At 69.6% G+C, this 12,482-nt stretch carries 13 protein-coding genes; 8 read left to right on the top strand and 5 right to left on the bottom strand.

What is annotated here, in order from left to right:
* Positions 1 to 65: 65 nt before the first annotated feature.
* From AAY78_RS19210 to AAY78_RS06990, 4 genes are all read left to right on the top strand, one after another.
* Positions 66 to 695, top strand: a complete 630-nt coding sequence (locus tag AAY78_RS19210) for a hypothetical protein (RefSeq protein WP_052748680.1) — start codon at positions 66 to 68, stop codon at positions 693 to 695.
* Entirely contained in the window at positions 695 to 1,342 is a 648-nt protein-coding gene (locus AAY78_RS07000) for a hypothetical protein (RefSeq protein WP_046747598.1), read from the top strand. Before AAY78_RS19210 ends, AAY78_RS07000 begins: the two co-directional genes overlap by 1 nt.
* Positions 1,339 to 1,575, top strand: a complete 237-nt coding sequence (locus AAY78_RS06995; protein ID WP_046747597.1) for a helix-turn-helix domain-containing protein — start codon at positions 1,339 to 1,341, stop codon at positions 1,573 to 1,575. The genes AAY78_RS07000 and AAY78_RS06995 overlap by 4 nt, the downstream gene beginning before the upstream one ends.
* Positions 1,576 to 1,736: 161 nt before the next feature.
* Positions 1,737 to 3,161 carry a dicarboxylate/amino acid:cation symporter gene (locus tag AAY78_RS06990; RefSeq protein WP_171011061.1) on the top strand — a complete coding sequence of 475 codons (1,425 nt, stop codon included), beginning with the start codon at positions 1,737 to 1,739 and terminating at the stop codon, positions 3,159 to 3,161.
* Positions 3,162 to 3,310: 149 nt separating this feature from the next.
* On the opposite strand, the gene AAY78_RS06985 is transcribed toward AAY78_RS06990, so the two are convergent.
* Together AAY78_RS06985 and AAY78_RS06980 are read right to left on the bottom strand one after the other, a co-directional pair.
* Positions 3,311 to 5,041 (bottom strand): cation:proton antiporter, encoded by a 1,731-nt coding sequence (locus AAY78_RS06985; protein ID WP_046747596.1) that lies wholly within the window; start codon positions 5,039 to 5,041, stop codon positions 3,311 to 3,313.
* Between the two features lie 54 nt (positions 5,042 to 5,095).
* Entirely contained in the window at positions 5,096 to 5,422 is a 327-nt protein-coding gene (locus tag AAY78_RS06980; protein WP_046747595.1) for a MerR family transcriptional regulator, read from the bottom strand.
* Positions 5,423 to 5,555: 133 nt separating this feature from the next.
* Between AAY78_RS06980 and AAY78_RS06975 the strand changes: the two genes are divergently transcribed.
* The 3 genes from AAY78_RS06975 to AAY78_RS06965 all read left to right on the top strand — a co-directional run bounded on the left by AAY78_RS06975 (position 5,556) and on the right by AAY78_RS06965 (position 7,425).
* Complete coding sequence (locus tag AAY78_RS06975; protein ID WP_045264469.1) at positions 5,556 to 5,978, top strand: Hsp20/alpha crystallin family protein; 423 nt, start codon at positions 5,556 to 5,558, stop codon at positions 5,976 to 5,978.
* A gap of 113 nt (positions 5,979 to 6,091) precedes the next feature.
* Positions 6,092 to 7,132, top strand: a complete 1,041-nt coding sequence (locus tag AAY78_RS06970) for an LLM class flavin-dependent oxidoreductase (RefSeq protein ID WP_046747687.1) — start codon at positions 6,092 to 6,094, stop codon at positions 7,130 to 7,132.
* Positions 7,133 to 7,215: 83 nt separating this feature from the next.
* The gene (locus AAY78_RS06965; RefSeq protein ID WP_045264467.1) at positions 7,216 to 7,425 is read left to right on the top strand and encodes a hypothetical protein; all 210 of its coding nucleotides are present in this window, start codon (positions 7,216 to 7,218) and stop codon (positions 7,423 to 7,425) included.
* Between the two features lie 30 nt (positions 7,426 to 7,455).
* Here AAY78_RS06965 and pheA read toward each other — a convergent pair whose 3' ends face one another.
* Positions 7,456 to 8,406, bottom strand: coding sequence for a prephenate dehydratase (gene pheA / locus AAY78_RS06960; protein WP_046747594.1), 951 nt, complete (start codon positions 8,404 to 8,406; stop codon positions 7,456 to 7,458).
* A 169-nt stretch (positions 8,407 to 8,575) separates the two neighbouring features.
* Between pheA and pgm the strand changes: the two genes are divergently transcribed.
* On the top strand, positions 8,576 to 10,219 hold the full coding sequence (pgm, locus tag AAY78_RS06955) for a phosphoglucomutase (alpha-D-glucose-1,6-bisphosphate-dependent) (protein WP_046747593.1): 1,644 nt from the start codon (positions 8,576 to 8,578) through the stop codon (positions 10,217 to 10,219).
* Positions 10,220 to 10,250: 31 nt separating this feature from the next.
* Here the strand turns inward: pgm and AAY78_RS06950 are convergent, their stop codons facing one another.
* Both AAY78_RS06950 and AAY78_RS06945 read right to left on the bottom strand, forming a co-directional pair.
* The gene (locus AAY78_RS06950) at positions 10,251 to 11,402 is read right to left on the bottom strand and encodes a glycerate kinase (protein ID WP_046747592.1); all 1,152 of its coding nucleotides are present in this window, start codon (positions 11,400 to 11,402) and stop codon (positions 10,251 to 10,253) included.
* Positions 11,399 to 12,463, bottom strand: a complete 1,065-nt coding sequence (locus AAY78_RS06945) for a LacI family DNA-binding transcriptional regulator (RefSeq protein ID WP_052748679.1) — start codon at positions 12,461 to 12,463, stop codon at positions 11,399 to 11,401. Before AAY78_RS06945 ends, AAY78_RS06950 begins: the two co-directional genes overlap by 4 nt.
* Positions 12,464 to 12,482: the final 19 nt, after the last annotated feature.

The following is a 12,482-nucleotide window of genomic DNA, read 5'->3' as shown; positions in this document are numbered from 1 at the left end:
CTGTCGTTATGTTAACGACAGTCGATAACAACGGGTCCGAATCAGACCACCGAGAAGGAGGCGCCATGACCGATGTACCGACCGCGACCAGAGCGGCGAGCCTGGTGGAGAAGACCGTGCTGGGTGTCATAGCCGGAGCCGCGGGAGCCATCGCGGTCGTCGATCTGATCGGCGCAGGCGTCCGCACCGCCGTCCTGATGACGGGCGAGTCCGTCACCGTCCCGTCGATGCCGCTGAGCACGGCCGAGGCGCCCGCAGTGCTCGCGGCGTCCTCGAACATCTTCGATGCACAGTACGACACCGTCACGCTCACCGCCACCGGCCTCAGCCTCTCTCCCCGCCTCCTGCTCGCCATCGCCGATGCTCTCGCAGTCCTGGGCCCGATCGTGCTGTGTGTCGCGGTGGCCTGGCTCTGCATCCGCCTCTTCATCGGTCGCCCCTTCGGCAGTGCGGCGACCTGGGGCATCGCCGTCGCCGCGCTCGCCGTCATGGCGGGCGGTCTGATGAGCCAGGCGGTGCGCGCGAACGCGTTCAGTGAGATCACCTCCGAGCTGAACCTCGTCTCCGCTGGCGTCCCGGCGTTCGAGATGTCGATCGACCTCGCCCCGTTCGGGTGGGGCTTCGCGCTCGTGGTCGTCGCCGGCGCGTTCGAGATCGGCCAGCGGCTGCAGCGCGACACGGAAGGACTCGTCTGATGAAGACCACCGCAGGCACCACCGCACCCACCCGCTCCGAGACGGCAGACGCGATCGCCGTGATCCTCTACGCCGCCGCGGCTCTGCTGACGGTGGCGTTCGCCACGATCCTTCGCGTCGCCGGCACCTTCCGCGACTCCGGGATCGCGTGGTCGATCCCGATCGACGAGCAGCCGATCTCGGCGACCACCGACTCCGGCGCGATCTCCGTCGAGGGGATAGCCCAGGATGTGATGGTCTTCGCCACCGGTGTGAACGCGGTGTCGGTCGGGGCGATCATCGCCGCCATCACCCTGTGGGCGCTCGCGGCCCTGCTGGTGATCGGGTCGGTCACGCTGGTCGCCTGGAACTTCCTGCGCGGACGTTTCTTCGTGCGCGGCAACGCCCGCGCGTTCGATGTGATCGGCTGGACCCTGGTCGTCGCGCCGATCCTGATCGTCATGTTCGAGACCATGGGCCGCAACGGCGTCACCTCAGCACTCGGCCTCGGTGAGGGAGAACCTGCGCATCCGATCGAGTTCTGGAGCGTCGCCCCGATCTTCGCGACCGGCGTGACCGTGGGCCTGATCGCCGTCGCGTTCCGCCGCGGCATCCGCCTGCAGAACGAGAAGCTCGCGCTCGAGAAGGACACGGAGGGGCTGGTGTGACCCCGGCGGAGAGCGACGACGAGTTCACCGGCATCCACTGCCGACTCGATGAGCTGCTCGCCGATCGCGGGATGACCCTCACCGAGCTGAGCGCCGCGGTCGGGGTGAGCATCGTGAACCTGTCGGTCCTGAAGAACGACCGCGCCCGCGCCATCCGCTACTCCACCCTTCGCGCGATCTGCGAAGCGCTCGACTGCGAAGTGGGCGAGCTGCTGGTGCTCGCTCCCCGCTGAGCCCACTCCCCCGCTGAACTCACTCCCCCGCTGAACTCACTCCCCCGCTGAGCTCGGGAGCGTCATCCTTCGTCATATGCACCCAGGGAATTCTCAGGGAGTCATAGCGTTGGGCCTCATGGCGCGCACTCGGCGCGCCGCGATCCTGGAGTCCCCACCCCATGAGCACCACCGCACGCGCCCAGAAGGCGCCAGACACCCGCGGACCGGTCCGGAAGCTGCTGACGTCGTTCGGCTTCCAGATCCTCGCCGCCCTCGTCCTCGGCGTCGCCGCCGGTCTGATCGGCCGCCAGCTCGGCGCCACCGCCGAGAACCCGAACGGCCTGTCGGCGACCCTCGACACGATCGGCAGCTCGTACGTGACGCTGCTGCGCGCCGCCGTCGTCCCGCTGATCTTCACGGCCATCGTCGCCAGCATCTCGAACCTGCGCCGCGTGCAGAACGCCGCGCGCCTAGCCGGCCAGACGATCCTGTGGTTCGCGATCACCGCGTTCATCGCCGTGATCATCGGCATCGTCCTCGGCCTCGTGATCCAGCCGGGCAACCGCGCCGGCGAGGGCCTCGAGACCGGCGACCCGTACACGGTCGGCACCTGGTGGAACTTCCTGCTGGGTCTCATCCCGCAGAACTTCCTCGGGCTCACGGTCAGCACCAACCCCGGCGCCGTCGAAGGCACCTTCAGCTCCAGCGTCGGCTTCAACATCCTGCAGGTCATCGTGGTCGCGGCCGTCATCGGCATCGCCGCGCTCAAGGCCGGCAAGAAGGCAGAGCCGTTCCTCGTGTTCACCGAGTCGCTGCTCAAGGTCATCCAGCGCGTGCTGTGGTGGATCATCCGCATCGCCCCGCTCGGCACGTTCGGCCTCATCGGCTCTGCAGTGATCAAGTACGGCTGGGAGAAGCTGGCCTCACTCGGCTGGTTCGCCGCCGCGGTGTACATCGGCCTCGCGCTCGTGCTGTTCGTCGTCTACCCCGTCCTGGTCAAGACGCACGGCCTGTCGATCAAGCAGTACTTCTCCGGCGTGTGGCCCGCGGTGCAGCTGGCCTTCGTCAGCCGTTCCTCGATCGGCACGCTGCCCCTCACCGAGCGCGTGACCGAGCGCAACCTGGGAGTGCCCCGCTCCTACGCCTCGTTCGCCGTGCCGCTGGGCGCGACCACGAAGATGGACGGCTGCGCCGCGATCTACCCGGCCATCGCCGCGATCTTCGTGGCACAGTTCTTCGGCATCGAGCTGAACTTCGTGCAGTACCTGCTGATCGTGATCGTCTCGGTCGTCGGTTCCGCCGCCACCGCCGGAACCACCGGCGCGGTCGTGATGCTCACGCTGACGCTGTCGACGCTCGGCCTGCCGCTCGAGGGCGTCGGGCTGCTGCTCGCGATCGACCCGATCCTCGACATGGGCCGCACCGCGGTCAACGTCGCGGGTCAGGCGCTGATCCCGACCATCGTCGCCAAGCGCGAGGGCATCCTGAACGAGGAGCTCTACAACGCTCCGCGCGAGGGCCTCCCCTTCGCCGACGACTCCGGCGACGACGACGCTCCCGAGGCGGACGCGTCCGCCGACAAGGAGCCGGTCAGCGCACGCTGACCCCCTCCCCTCTCCCCCTCTCCCCCTCTCCCCTCCGCCGAGACCCACGCGCGTCGTCGAGACCCACAGTCGCAGACGTCTCAGACGATGGGTCTGGGCGACGACGATGGGTCTCGGCGGAGGTGAGGGAGGGGGAGCGGGAGGGATCGTCAGGCGCGGCTCTGTTGACGGGTGGCACCGCGCGTGTCGAGCGCGAGCTCCTCGGCATCCATCGCGGCGATGAGCTCCCGCATCACCTCTTCGTCGAGATTGCCGGCGTCGCGCTCGGCGAGGAGGATGTCGCGGCGCACCTGCAACCACCCTCTGGACAGCGCGACGAGGTCGTCATAGGAGGGCCGGGTCACGGCGTCCTCGACCTTCTGCGCCTCGTCGGTGTCCTTCTCGACCCGGGTCATACGCTTCGTGAACGCGTCGAACACGCTCAGATCGACCTCGCCGTACTTCGCCTCCCACTCCACACGCTTCTCGGCGAGATAGGCCTTGCCGGCCTCGCGGCTCTTCTCCCGCACTTCCGCAAGAGCCGCCTCGTCCTCCGCCTCATCCGCGTCGCGCTCGATGCCGAGACCACGGATCAGCATGGGCAGCGTGAGCCCCTGCAGCAGCAGGGTGCCCACCGTGACGATGAACGCGACGACGACGATCGCGTGCGACGCCTCGGTGTCGAGGGTCGCGAGGTCGGCCGCCGCCACCGCGATCGCCAGCGTCACCACCCCGCGCATGCCCGCCCAGGAGATGACGGCGCTGTCCTTCCACGTGAGGGTGAGTCCCGCCATCTGCTCCCGAACGATGTGGCTGCGCAGTTCGTCCGCCGTGTAGTTCCCCCAGCGACGCGACTTGCGGTGACGTTTCTCGAACTCCCCGGATTCCACACCGCGATCCCAGCGCTCGAGACGCTTGCGGTCCTGGAAGTTCGACCACGCACTGGTCGGGTAGATGTAGAGGGGCCGCACGATGACCACCACGAGCAGCACCGCGCCGGAGAGCAGCAGGATCTGTCCGACGGACTCGCTGCCGAGGTCGCTGAGCACGCGAGGGAACTGCAGCCCGATGTAGGCGAACACGAAGCTCTCCAGCAACAGGTCGGCCGAGAGCCACAGCGGCTTCTCCTGTTGGCGCGTCGTGTAGTCGGTGCGCGGCGAGTTGTAGCCGACGTAGAGCCCCATCGCCACGACGGCGAGGACTCCCGATCCGAGCAGATGCTCGGCGATCGCGTACGCACCGAACGGAGCGAGCAGTCCGAAGGTGCCGATGACGACCGGATCGCTGATGCGCATGCGCAGCTGGTGCAGGACGATCCCGAAGACGAGTCCGACGGCGACACCGACGCCGACAGCCAGCAGGAACTGCAAGACCCCGCCCCACACCGAGACCGTCGCCCCGGCGAGGATCGCCGCGAACACCCGGTACAGGGTGAGCGAGGTCGCGTCGTTGATGAGACTCTCGCCCGACAACACGGTCATGATGCGTCGAGGCAGTCCGAGCCGACGACCGATCGCCGCGGCGGACACCGCGTCGGGAGGAGCGACGATCGCGCCCAGCAGCAGTGCGCCGGGAAGCGTGAGCGAGGGCAGGATCCACCAGGCGACGAACCCGACGGCGAGGGCCGTGAGCAGCACGAGCCAGATCCCGAGACGGCGGATCTGCGGCAGGCTGCGCTTGAACCCGACGAAGGAGACATCGAGGGCGGCCGAGTACAGCAGCGGCGGCAGCACGAGACTCAAGAGCACATGCCCGTCGATGTCGAGATCGGGCACGAACGGGAGGAACGACGCGGCGAGCGCGACCACCGTCACGAGCAGAGGTGCAGGCCATCCACGCCACCGCGCGAAGGCAGCGACGGCGACCGAGCCGACGAGGACGTAGAAGATGCCTGCTTCCATGCCTCAACGGTAGTGGTCGGGCCCGATGGACGGTCGGCCGCGTCGCACCATCGATCAGTCGGCGGAGCGGCGGCCTCTCCCGCGCTGAGCATCGAGGGCTTCGCGGAGCTGCTCGTTGCGCACCTGCAGGTCGTCGTTCGCATCCTGCAGGTCGAGCATCCGAGCGATCCCGGCGATGTTCACGCCGTCTTCGCGCAGTGAGGCCGCTCGCCGCAGCCGTTCGATGTCGTCATCGCTGTAGCGGCGGGTCCCGCCTTCGCTGCGGGCGGGGGTGAGCAAGCCCTTGCTCTCGAACAGGCGGAGCGTCGCCTCGGGCAGCTCGACCAGCTGCGCTGCGACGGCTATGCCGTAGAGCGGCGTCCGGCTGTCACGATGCGGCATGCGGTCACCCCCTGAGGTCGGCGGGATTCGGAGTTGCAAATCTAACACGAGTTGTCTATAAAAAATCTATAGCAATGGTGCAGATCTCCTGCACCGCCGATTAGCCCTCAGGGCAGCACGAAAGGAGAACCTCATGGCACTGACCTTCGACCCCTTCAGCCAGCTCGATCGCTTCGCCGCGAGCGTGCTGGACTCCGTTCGCGCTCCCCGGCCGATGCCGGTGGATCTCTTCCGCGACGGAGACCGGTACGTGCTCCACGCCGACCTTCCCGGGGCCGACCCCGGCTCGATCGACGTCGATCTCGACGGCGGCCAGCTCACGATCCGCGCACAGCGCACCCCCGACACCCGTGACGGTGTGCGCTGGCTCGCCCGTGAACGCGGATCCGGCTCCTTCCTGCGGCAGTTCTCGCTCGGCGAGGGTGTCGACCTCGACGGCATCAGCGCCTCGTACGAGAGCGGTGTGCTGTCCGTCATCATCCCGGTGAGCGAGCGTGCCAAGCCACGCAAGATCACGGTGGAGTCCGCTGATCAGCGCGAGGCGATCAACGCCTGACGAACGGTGGGGGCGGCGTGACTGTCGCCCCCACCCCGTTGGGCCCTGAACACCGCCGGGCGAACCGGGCGAGACGGGGAATGACGGCGCCTGCGGACGCGTTGCAACCGACGATGCCCGATACAGCTCTCTCCGTCCTCGACCTCGTCCCGGTTCGCACCGGCCAGACCAGCGCAGAGGCCGTCGCCGCCTCGCTCGCTCTCGCGGAGGTCGCCGACCGCCTCGGCTATCGCCGCTACTGGTTCGCCGAGCACCACAACATGCCGTCGGTCGCGTCGACCACTCCCGCGGTGCTGATCGCGGCCGCAGCCACCCGCACCTCGCGCGTGCGGCTCGGTTCGGGCGGCGTGATGCTGCCCAACCACGCGCCGCTCATCGTCGCGGAGCAGTTCGCGGCACTCGAGGCGATCGCGCCCGGCCGCATCGACCTCGGCCTCGGGCGCGCTCCGGGAAGCGACCCGGTCATCACCCAGCTGCTCCGCGGTTCGGGAACGACGAGCGACGTGGAGCAGTTCCCGCGCCATGTGCAGGACATCGCCGCACTCCTCTCCGGCGAGGGAGCCGCCCTGCGCTTCACCTCTGGCGGGGAGTACACGGTGCGCGCCACTCCGGCCGCGACCGGAACCCCCGAGGTCTGGCTGCTCGGATCGAGCGACTACTCGGCCCAGCTCGCCGCATCCCACGGGCTGCCCTACGTCTTCGCCAACCACTTCTCGGGGCAGGGTCTCGAACGCGCGCTCGATCTCTACCGCACCGGGTACCGCCCCAGCGAAGAGCACCCTGAGCCGCGCACGTTCCTCACCGTGAACGCGGTGGCGGCGCCGACCCAGGACGAGGCGGAGGCTCGCGCGCTGCCGCAGCTGCGGATGATGGCGCGCCTGCGGCTCAATCAACCCCTCGCCGCTCTCGAGACCGTCGAGCAAGCGATGTCCGCCGTCACCGACCCGGCTACCGACGAGGTCGTGCAGGCCGCCCGCTCTCGCTGGTTCGTCGGCACGGGTGAGAGCGTCGCGGCCGAGGTGCGTGCCTTCGCCGAGCGCCACGGCGTCGACGAGGTCATGCTCTCACCGGTCGCCGGTGCCTACGACGCCGAGCCGAAGGACGCCCCGACCGGACGAGCGCAGACTCTGGAGCTCATCGCCGCTGCGCTCTGAGCCGCCCGTGACGGCCGCTTGTCAAGCCCTGGCCTTCCCCTGCGGGCAGGCGTAGCCTCGGCGGCAGAGAGAGGGGTTCGACAATGAGCACCACGAAGACACTCGCACTCTGGGTGGCCTACGGACGCAACGGCGTTGTGGGCAGCATCCGCCACGACGAGGACGGCTACACGGTCACGATGGTCGGGGCCGACGCGACGACGGGCACCTACCCGAGCCTCGCCTCGGCGAAGGGTGCGCTGCATTCGCACATGACGCCGGGGAGCGATTGGCCGCGCTTCCAGGAGCACTGAGCGGCTCGACGGCCTGACGGACCGGGAGAGTCAGGACTCCGGTTCGCCGGAGAGGATCCCGCGGAGCCAATCGCGCGCCTCGACGAACACGTCGTCCGAGTAGCGGTCAGGGTACTGCACGATCTGACGGTCCGCCCGCGGGTACGACCCGAGGAACACGACGCGGGGGCTGAACCGGCGGATGCCGAGCAGCGCATCGGCCATGCGCTCGTGCTCGATGTGGCCGTCGGCGTCGATCACGAACCGGTAGCGACCCAGCTCATCGCCGATGGGCCGCGACTCGATGAGCGACAGGTTGATGCCGCGGGTGGAGAACTGCTCGAGCATCTCCAGGAGCGATCCGGGGTGGTCGTGCGGAAGCTCGACGATCAGGGACGTCTTGTCCGCGCCGGTCGGTTCCGGTGAACGGGTGGTGCGGGTGACCAGCACGAAACGGGTCACCGCCTGCGCGTTGTCGCCGATGCCTTCCGCCAGCACATCGACGTCGTAGTGGTTCACGATGCCGGGAGCCGCGATGGCGGCCTGGGCGGGCAGCGTTCCGTCGAGGACGCCGATCGCGGAGGCGACGTTGCTCGAGGCCGGCACGTGCGAGTGCGACGGCAGGTGCGCGCCGAGCCAGCCGTGGCACTGCGCGTAGGCGACGGGATGCGCCGCGACGACCTCGACCTGGTCGAGCGTCGTGCCGCGCGGGGCCACCAGCACGAAGTTCACCCGCACCAGGTACTCGCCGATGATGCGCAGACCGGGGAGGGTCGCCAGAGCGTCCTGCGTGGTGGACACCCCGCCCTCGATCGAGTTCTCGATCGCGATCATCGCGGCGTCGCTGCGCCCCTCGAGCACGTCGGCGAGAGCCTCGCCCACGTTGTGCACGGGGCGCCAGTCCTGCCCGCGGGCCTCGGCCACCTGATCGAGCGCCGCCTCCGTGAAGGTGCCGGCGGGGCCGAGATAGCTGTAGGTGCGGCGTTCAGTCACGGGTTTCACCTTATCCCTCGGTGACGGCGCCGCTCCCCCGCGTGACTTCCCCTCCCGTCGCAATATTCGACCTTCGTCGGCGGTTCTGGCTGTCATATCGCGACGAGAACGGCGAGGCGGGAGAGGAAGAGGGCCTCTTCCGGATGCGATCACGCCGAACAGGGGGCAGACTGAGAGGATGACGAGCCGTGCCGGCCTCCCCGCGGAGGAAAGTGACCTGATCGACGTCGACGAACTGATCGCCGCCTACTACGACCGCACGCCGAACCCGGAGGTGGCCGCAGAGCGCGTCGTGTTCGGCACCAGCGGCCATCGCGGATCGTCGCTGTCGAACAGCTTCAACGAGAACCACATCCTCGCCACGACGCAGGCGATCGTCGACTACCGCGACGCGCAGGGGATCACCGGTCCGCTGTTCCTCGGACGCGACACGCACGCGCTGTCGCTCCCCGCCGAGCGCAGCGCGATCGAGGTGCTGCTCGCGAACGGCATCGACGTGCGCGTCGACTCCCGCGACTCGTGGGTGCCGACTCCGGCCCTCAGCCACGCGATCCTCACCTACAACCGCGGCAAGGCGGCAGACGACCCCGGTCGCGCCGACGGCATCGTCGTCACCCCCTCGCACAACCCTCCGCGCGATGGCGGATTCAAGTACAACCCTCCGCACGGCGGGCCCGCCGACACCGACGCGACAAGCTGGATCGCCGACCGGGCGAACACCCTGATCGCCGCGGGGCTCGAGGGCGTGAAGCTGGAGCGCTTCGCCGACATCGACTGGGACTCCCTCACCGGCTACGACTTCCGTGACGCCTACGTGCGCGATCTGCCGTCGATCATCGACATCGATGCGATCCGCAGCGCCGGCGTCAGCATCGGCGCCGACCCGCTGGGCGGGGCCTCCGTCGAGTACTGGTCGCTGATCGCCGAGATGCACGACCTCGACCTCGCCGTCGTGAACCCCGAGGTCGACCCGACATGGCGCTTCATGACGCTCGACTGGGACGAGAAGATCCGGATGGATCCGTCGTCCCCTTCGGCGATGGCATCCCTGGTCGCGAAGAAGGGCTCCTACGACGTCCTCACCGGGAACGACGCCGACGCCGACCGGCACGGGATCGTGACCCCGGACGCCGGACTGATGAACCCGAACCACTACCTCGCAGTCGCCATCGACTACCTGTTCTCGCACCGCGAGGGGTGGCCCCGCGACGCCGCGATCGGCAAGACGCTGGTCTCGTCCATGATCATCGACCGTGTCGCCGAGTCGCTCGGACGGCGCCTGCTGGAGGTTCCGGTCGGATTCAAGTGGTTCGTCCCCGGGCTGCTCGACGGCTCGGTCGCGTTCGGCGGCGAGGAGTCGGCCGGTGCCTCGTTCCTCCGCAAGGACGGCTCGGTCTGGTCCACGGACAAGGACGGCATCCTGCTGTGCCTGCTCGCCGCCGAGATCATCGCCGTCACCGGGAAGACCCCCTCGGAGCGGTACCAGGAGCTGGAGACCGCCTTCGGCGCATCGGCGTATCAGCGCGTCGACGCTCCGGCGACCCCGGAGCAGAAGGCGACCCTCGGCAAGCTCGCTCCCGAGGCGGTGACGGCGACGGCGCTCGCCGGCGAGGACATCACGGCGAAGCTGTCGCACGCCCCTGGCAACGGTGCGGCGATCGGCGGCCTCAAGGTGCAGACCGAGCACGCCTGGTTCGCCGCTCGCCCTTCGGGCACCGAAGACGTCTACAAGCTCTATGCGGAGAGCCTGCGCGGTCCTGAGCACCTCGCCGAGGTGCAGGCCGAAGCACGCGCCGTGGTCTCCGCCGCGCTCGGCGACTGACGGCTGCGGACCGCCGGTCTCGCGCCGGCGGTCAGGACGGTTCGCCGGCAGATGCGGTGCGAGCTGCGGCGGTGCGAGCTGCGGCGGTGCGAGCCAGAACGGCGCCGGCGGCGCGCAACCAGCGGACGGGTTCGGCCAGCGCCGCCTCCGACGAACCGGCCAGCGCGGTGAGAGACGCGACATCGGCGAACGACGAGGTGTCGGCGTCTGCGGTGACCCGCCCTGCCGCCAGCATCGCCACGGCTCCGGCCTCGGCCGCGAGATTCGCGAGGAATGACGGCACCTTGCCGTCTCCGGACTGGCCGTCGTACGACCCCTCCCCCGTGATGATCGCGTCGGCATCGGAGAGCGCATCGGCGAGACCGATGAGCTCGGCGACCTCCGCGGCACCGGGAGCGAGCTCGCCACCCCACGCGACGAGGGCTGCTCCGGTTCCGCCGGCCGCGCCGTAGCCTGGCCCTGCGGGATCGATGGCGAGCAGTTCGGCGAGCCGGCCGAGGCCGTCGTCGACGATGGCGATGTCGTCGACCGATCGCAGCCCCTTCTGGGGGCCGAACACCGCGGCCGCACCGCGCGGGCCGGTGAGCGGATTCGTGACGTCGGTGAGCACCCGCACGTCGGGTGCCGCGCGCAGCCCGGTGAGATCGACGGACGCGATGTCTGCGAGGCCGCGCGCGCCGCGAGCGACCGGAACGCCGGTGGCATCGAGGAACCGCGCGCCGAGGGCCGAGAGCATCCCGGTGCCTCCGTCGGTGGACGCGCTGGAGCCGATGCCGACGACGAGGCGTGAGACACCGTGATCGATGGCTGCGGCCAGGGCCTGGCCGAGGCCGGTCGTATCCGCATCCCAGGGACGCAGCTCCTGCAGCAGCTCGATGCCCGAGGTCGAGGCGAGGTCGATCACACCTGTGCCGTCGGGGGCGTCGACCGTCGGCGGCAGCAGCAGCCAGAAGGTGTCGACCCGCACCCCGGCAGGCCCGTCGACCGCGAGGGGCATCCGCACCGCGCCTGGCACCGCCGCTTCGAAGGCCGCAACGGTCCCCTCACCACCGTCTGCCATCGGTCGATGCACGAACTCAGCCTCGGGTTCGACCGATGCCCAGCCCTCCGCGAGCGCGACGGCCGCCTCCACCGCGGCGACCGTGCCCTTGAAGCTGTCGGGGGCCAGCACGACCCTGGTCACGAGCCGACCATCGGAGTGCTGGCACGCACGATGACCTCGAGCGGCAACGGGGCCTGCACCCACTCGACGTCGACCGTCGCGCGGAAGGCCTGGTACCCGACGTCGCTCAACGGCACGCGCACCGTCGTCAGTGCCGGGGAGACATCGCTGCTCGCGGGGACATCGTCGAAACCGCAGACCGCGATGTCGGTGCCGATCTCGCGCCCCGTGTCACGGATCGCGGACATCGCCCCGAGCGCCACCACGTCGCTGATCGCGAACACGAGGGTGCCGGCCTCCACTCCGCGGTCGAGGGCCGCCCTCATCCCGGCAGCCCCGGACTCCCGGCGGAAGTCGCCACGATGCACGCTCTCGACGACGCCACCCGCCTGCTCGAAACCCGCGCGGAAGCCGACGAGACGATCATCCGATGTGCGCACCCCGTCCGCCGCGCCGAGAACGATGGCACGGCGGTATCCGCGCTCTGCCATCAGACGACCCAACGCCTCCGCACCGGAGCGGTTGTCGATCTCGATGTGACGCTCTCCCTCGCCGTCTGGTCCGAACGCCACGACGCGGCCGCCCTGCCTCACGAACTCCGCGAGCTCGTGCGCGGTCTCGGCCTCTGTGGCCTCCTGTGTGCGAGAGGCGGCCAGGATCAGGCCTCGGGGCCGCTGCCCGCGCAGGGCGCGCACGATCCGCGCCTCCCGCGCCTGGTCCCTCTCGGTGATCGCGATCGTCACGACCAGCCCCTCCTCGTCCGCTCCCCTGGCGACGCCTGACGCGATCTGTCCGAAATAGGGGTCGGCGATGTCGGCGACGAGCAGGGCGATGACCGGCGACGTGCCCTTCGCGATCGACTGAGCCGAGACGTTGGCGGTGTACCCCAGCTTCCCGGCCGCGGACTCCACCCGTTCCCGGAACGACTCGGCGACCTTCCGCTCGGAGCCGTTCAGCACGCGCGATGCGGTCGCGAGCGAGACCCCCGCCTCGCGTGCGACGTCGTGCAGGGTGGGGGCGGGCCCTCGCACATGACGCGGAGACCGCGCTGGCCGCTCCGCGGACGTTGCGGGCTTGGTCATGACCCAGATCCTACTTGCC

The organism is Microbacterium sp. Ag1 (assembly GCF_001005635.1).
GTDB lineage: Bacteria > Actinomycetota > Actinomycetes > Actinomycetales > Microbacteriaceae > Microbacterium > Microbacterium oxydans.
The sequence above is the reverse complement of the archived record's forward strand: the minus strand, read 5'-3'. Positions and strand labels throughout refer to the sequence as shown.

What these genes read in the sequence shown, in the direction of transcription:
- AAY78_RS19210 (WP_052748680.1), top strand. Translation starts at nt 66, where the DNA reads ATGACCGATGTACCGACCGCGACCAGAGCGGCGAGCCTGGTGGAGAAG.
- AAY78_RS07000 (WP_046747598.1), top strand. Translation starts at nt 695, where the DNA reads ATGAAGACCACCGCAGGCACCACCGCACCCACCCGCTCCGAGACGGCA.
- AAY78_RS06990 (WP_171011061.1), top strand. Translation starts at nt 1,737, where the DNA reads ATGAGCACCACCGCACGCGCCCAGAAGGCGCCAGACACCCGCGGACCG.
- AAY78_RS06985 (WP_046747596.1), bottom strand. Translation starts at nt 5,041, where the DNA reads ATGGAAGCAGGCATCTTCTACGTCCTCGTCGGCTCGGTCGCCGTCGCT.
- AAY78_RS06980 (WP_046747595.1), bottom strand. Translation starts at nt 5,422, where the DNA reads ATGCCGCATCGTGACAGCCGGACGCCGCTCTACGGCATAGCCGTCGCA.
- AAY78_RS06975 (WP_045264469.1), top strand. Translation starts at nt 5,556, where the DNA reads ATGGCACTGACCTTCGACCCCTTCAGCCAGCTCGATCGCTTCGCCGCG.
- AAY78_RS06970 (WP_046747687.1), top strand. Translation starts at nt 6,092, where the DNA reads ATGCCCGATACAGCTCTCTCCGTCCTCGACCTCGTCCCGGTTCGCACC.
- AAY78_RS06965 (WP_045264467.1), top strand. Translation starts at nt 7,216, where the DNA reads ATGAGCACCACGAAGACACTCGCACTCTGGGTGGCCTACGGACGCAAC.
- pgm (WP_046747593.1), top strand. Translation starts at nt 8,576, where the DNA reads ATGACGAGCCGTGCCGGCCTCCCCGCGGAGGAAAGTGACCTGATCGAC.
- AAY78_RS06945 (WP_052748679.1), bottom strand. Translation starts at nt 12,463, where the DNA reads ATGACCAAGCCCGCAACGTCCGCGGAGCGGCCAGCGCGGTCTCCGCGT.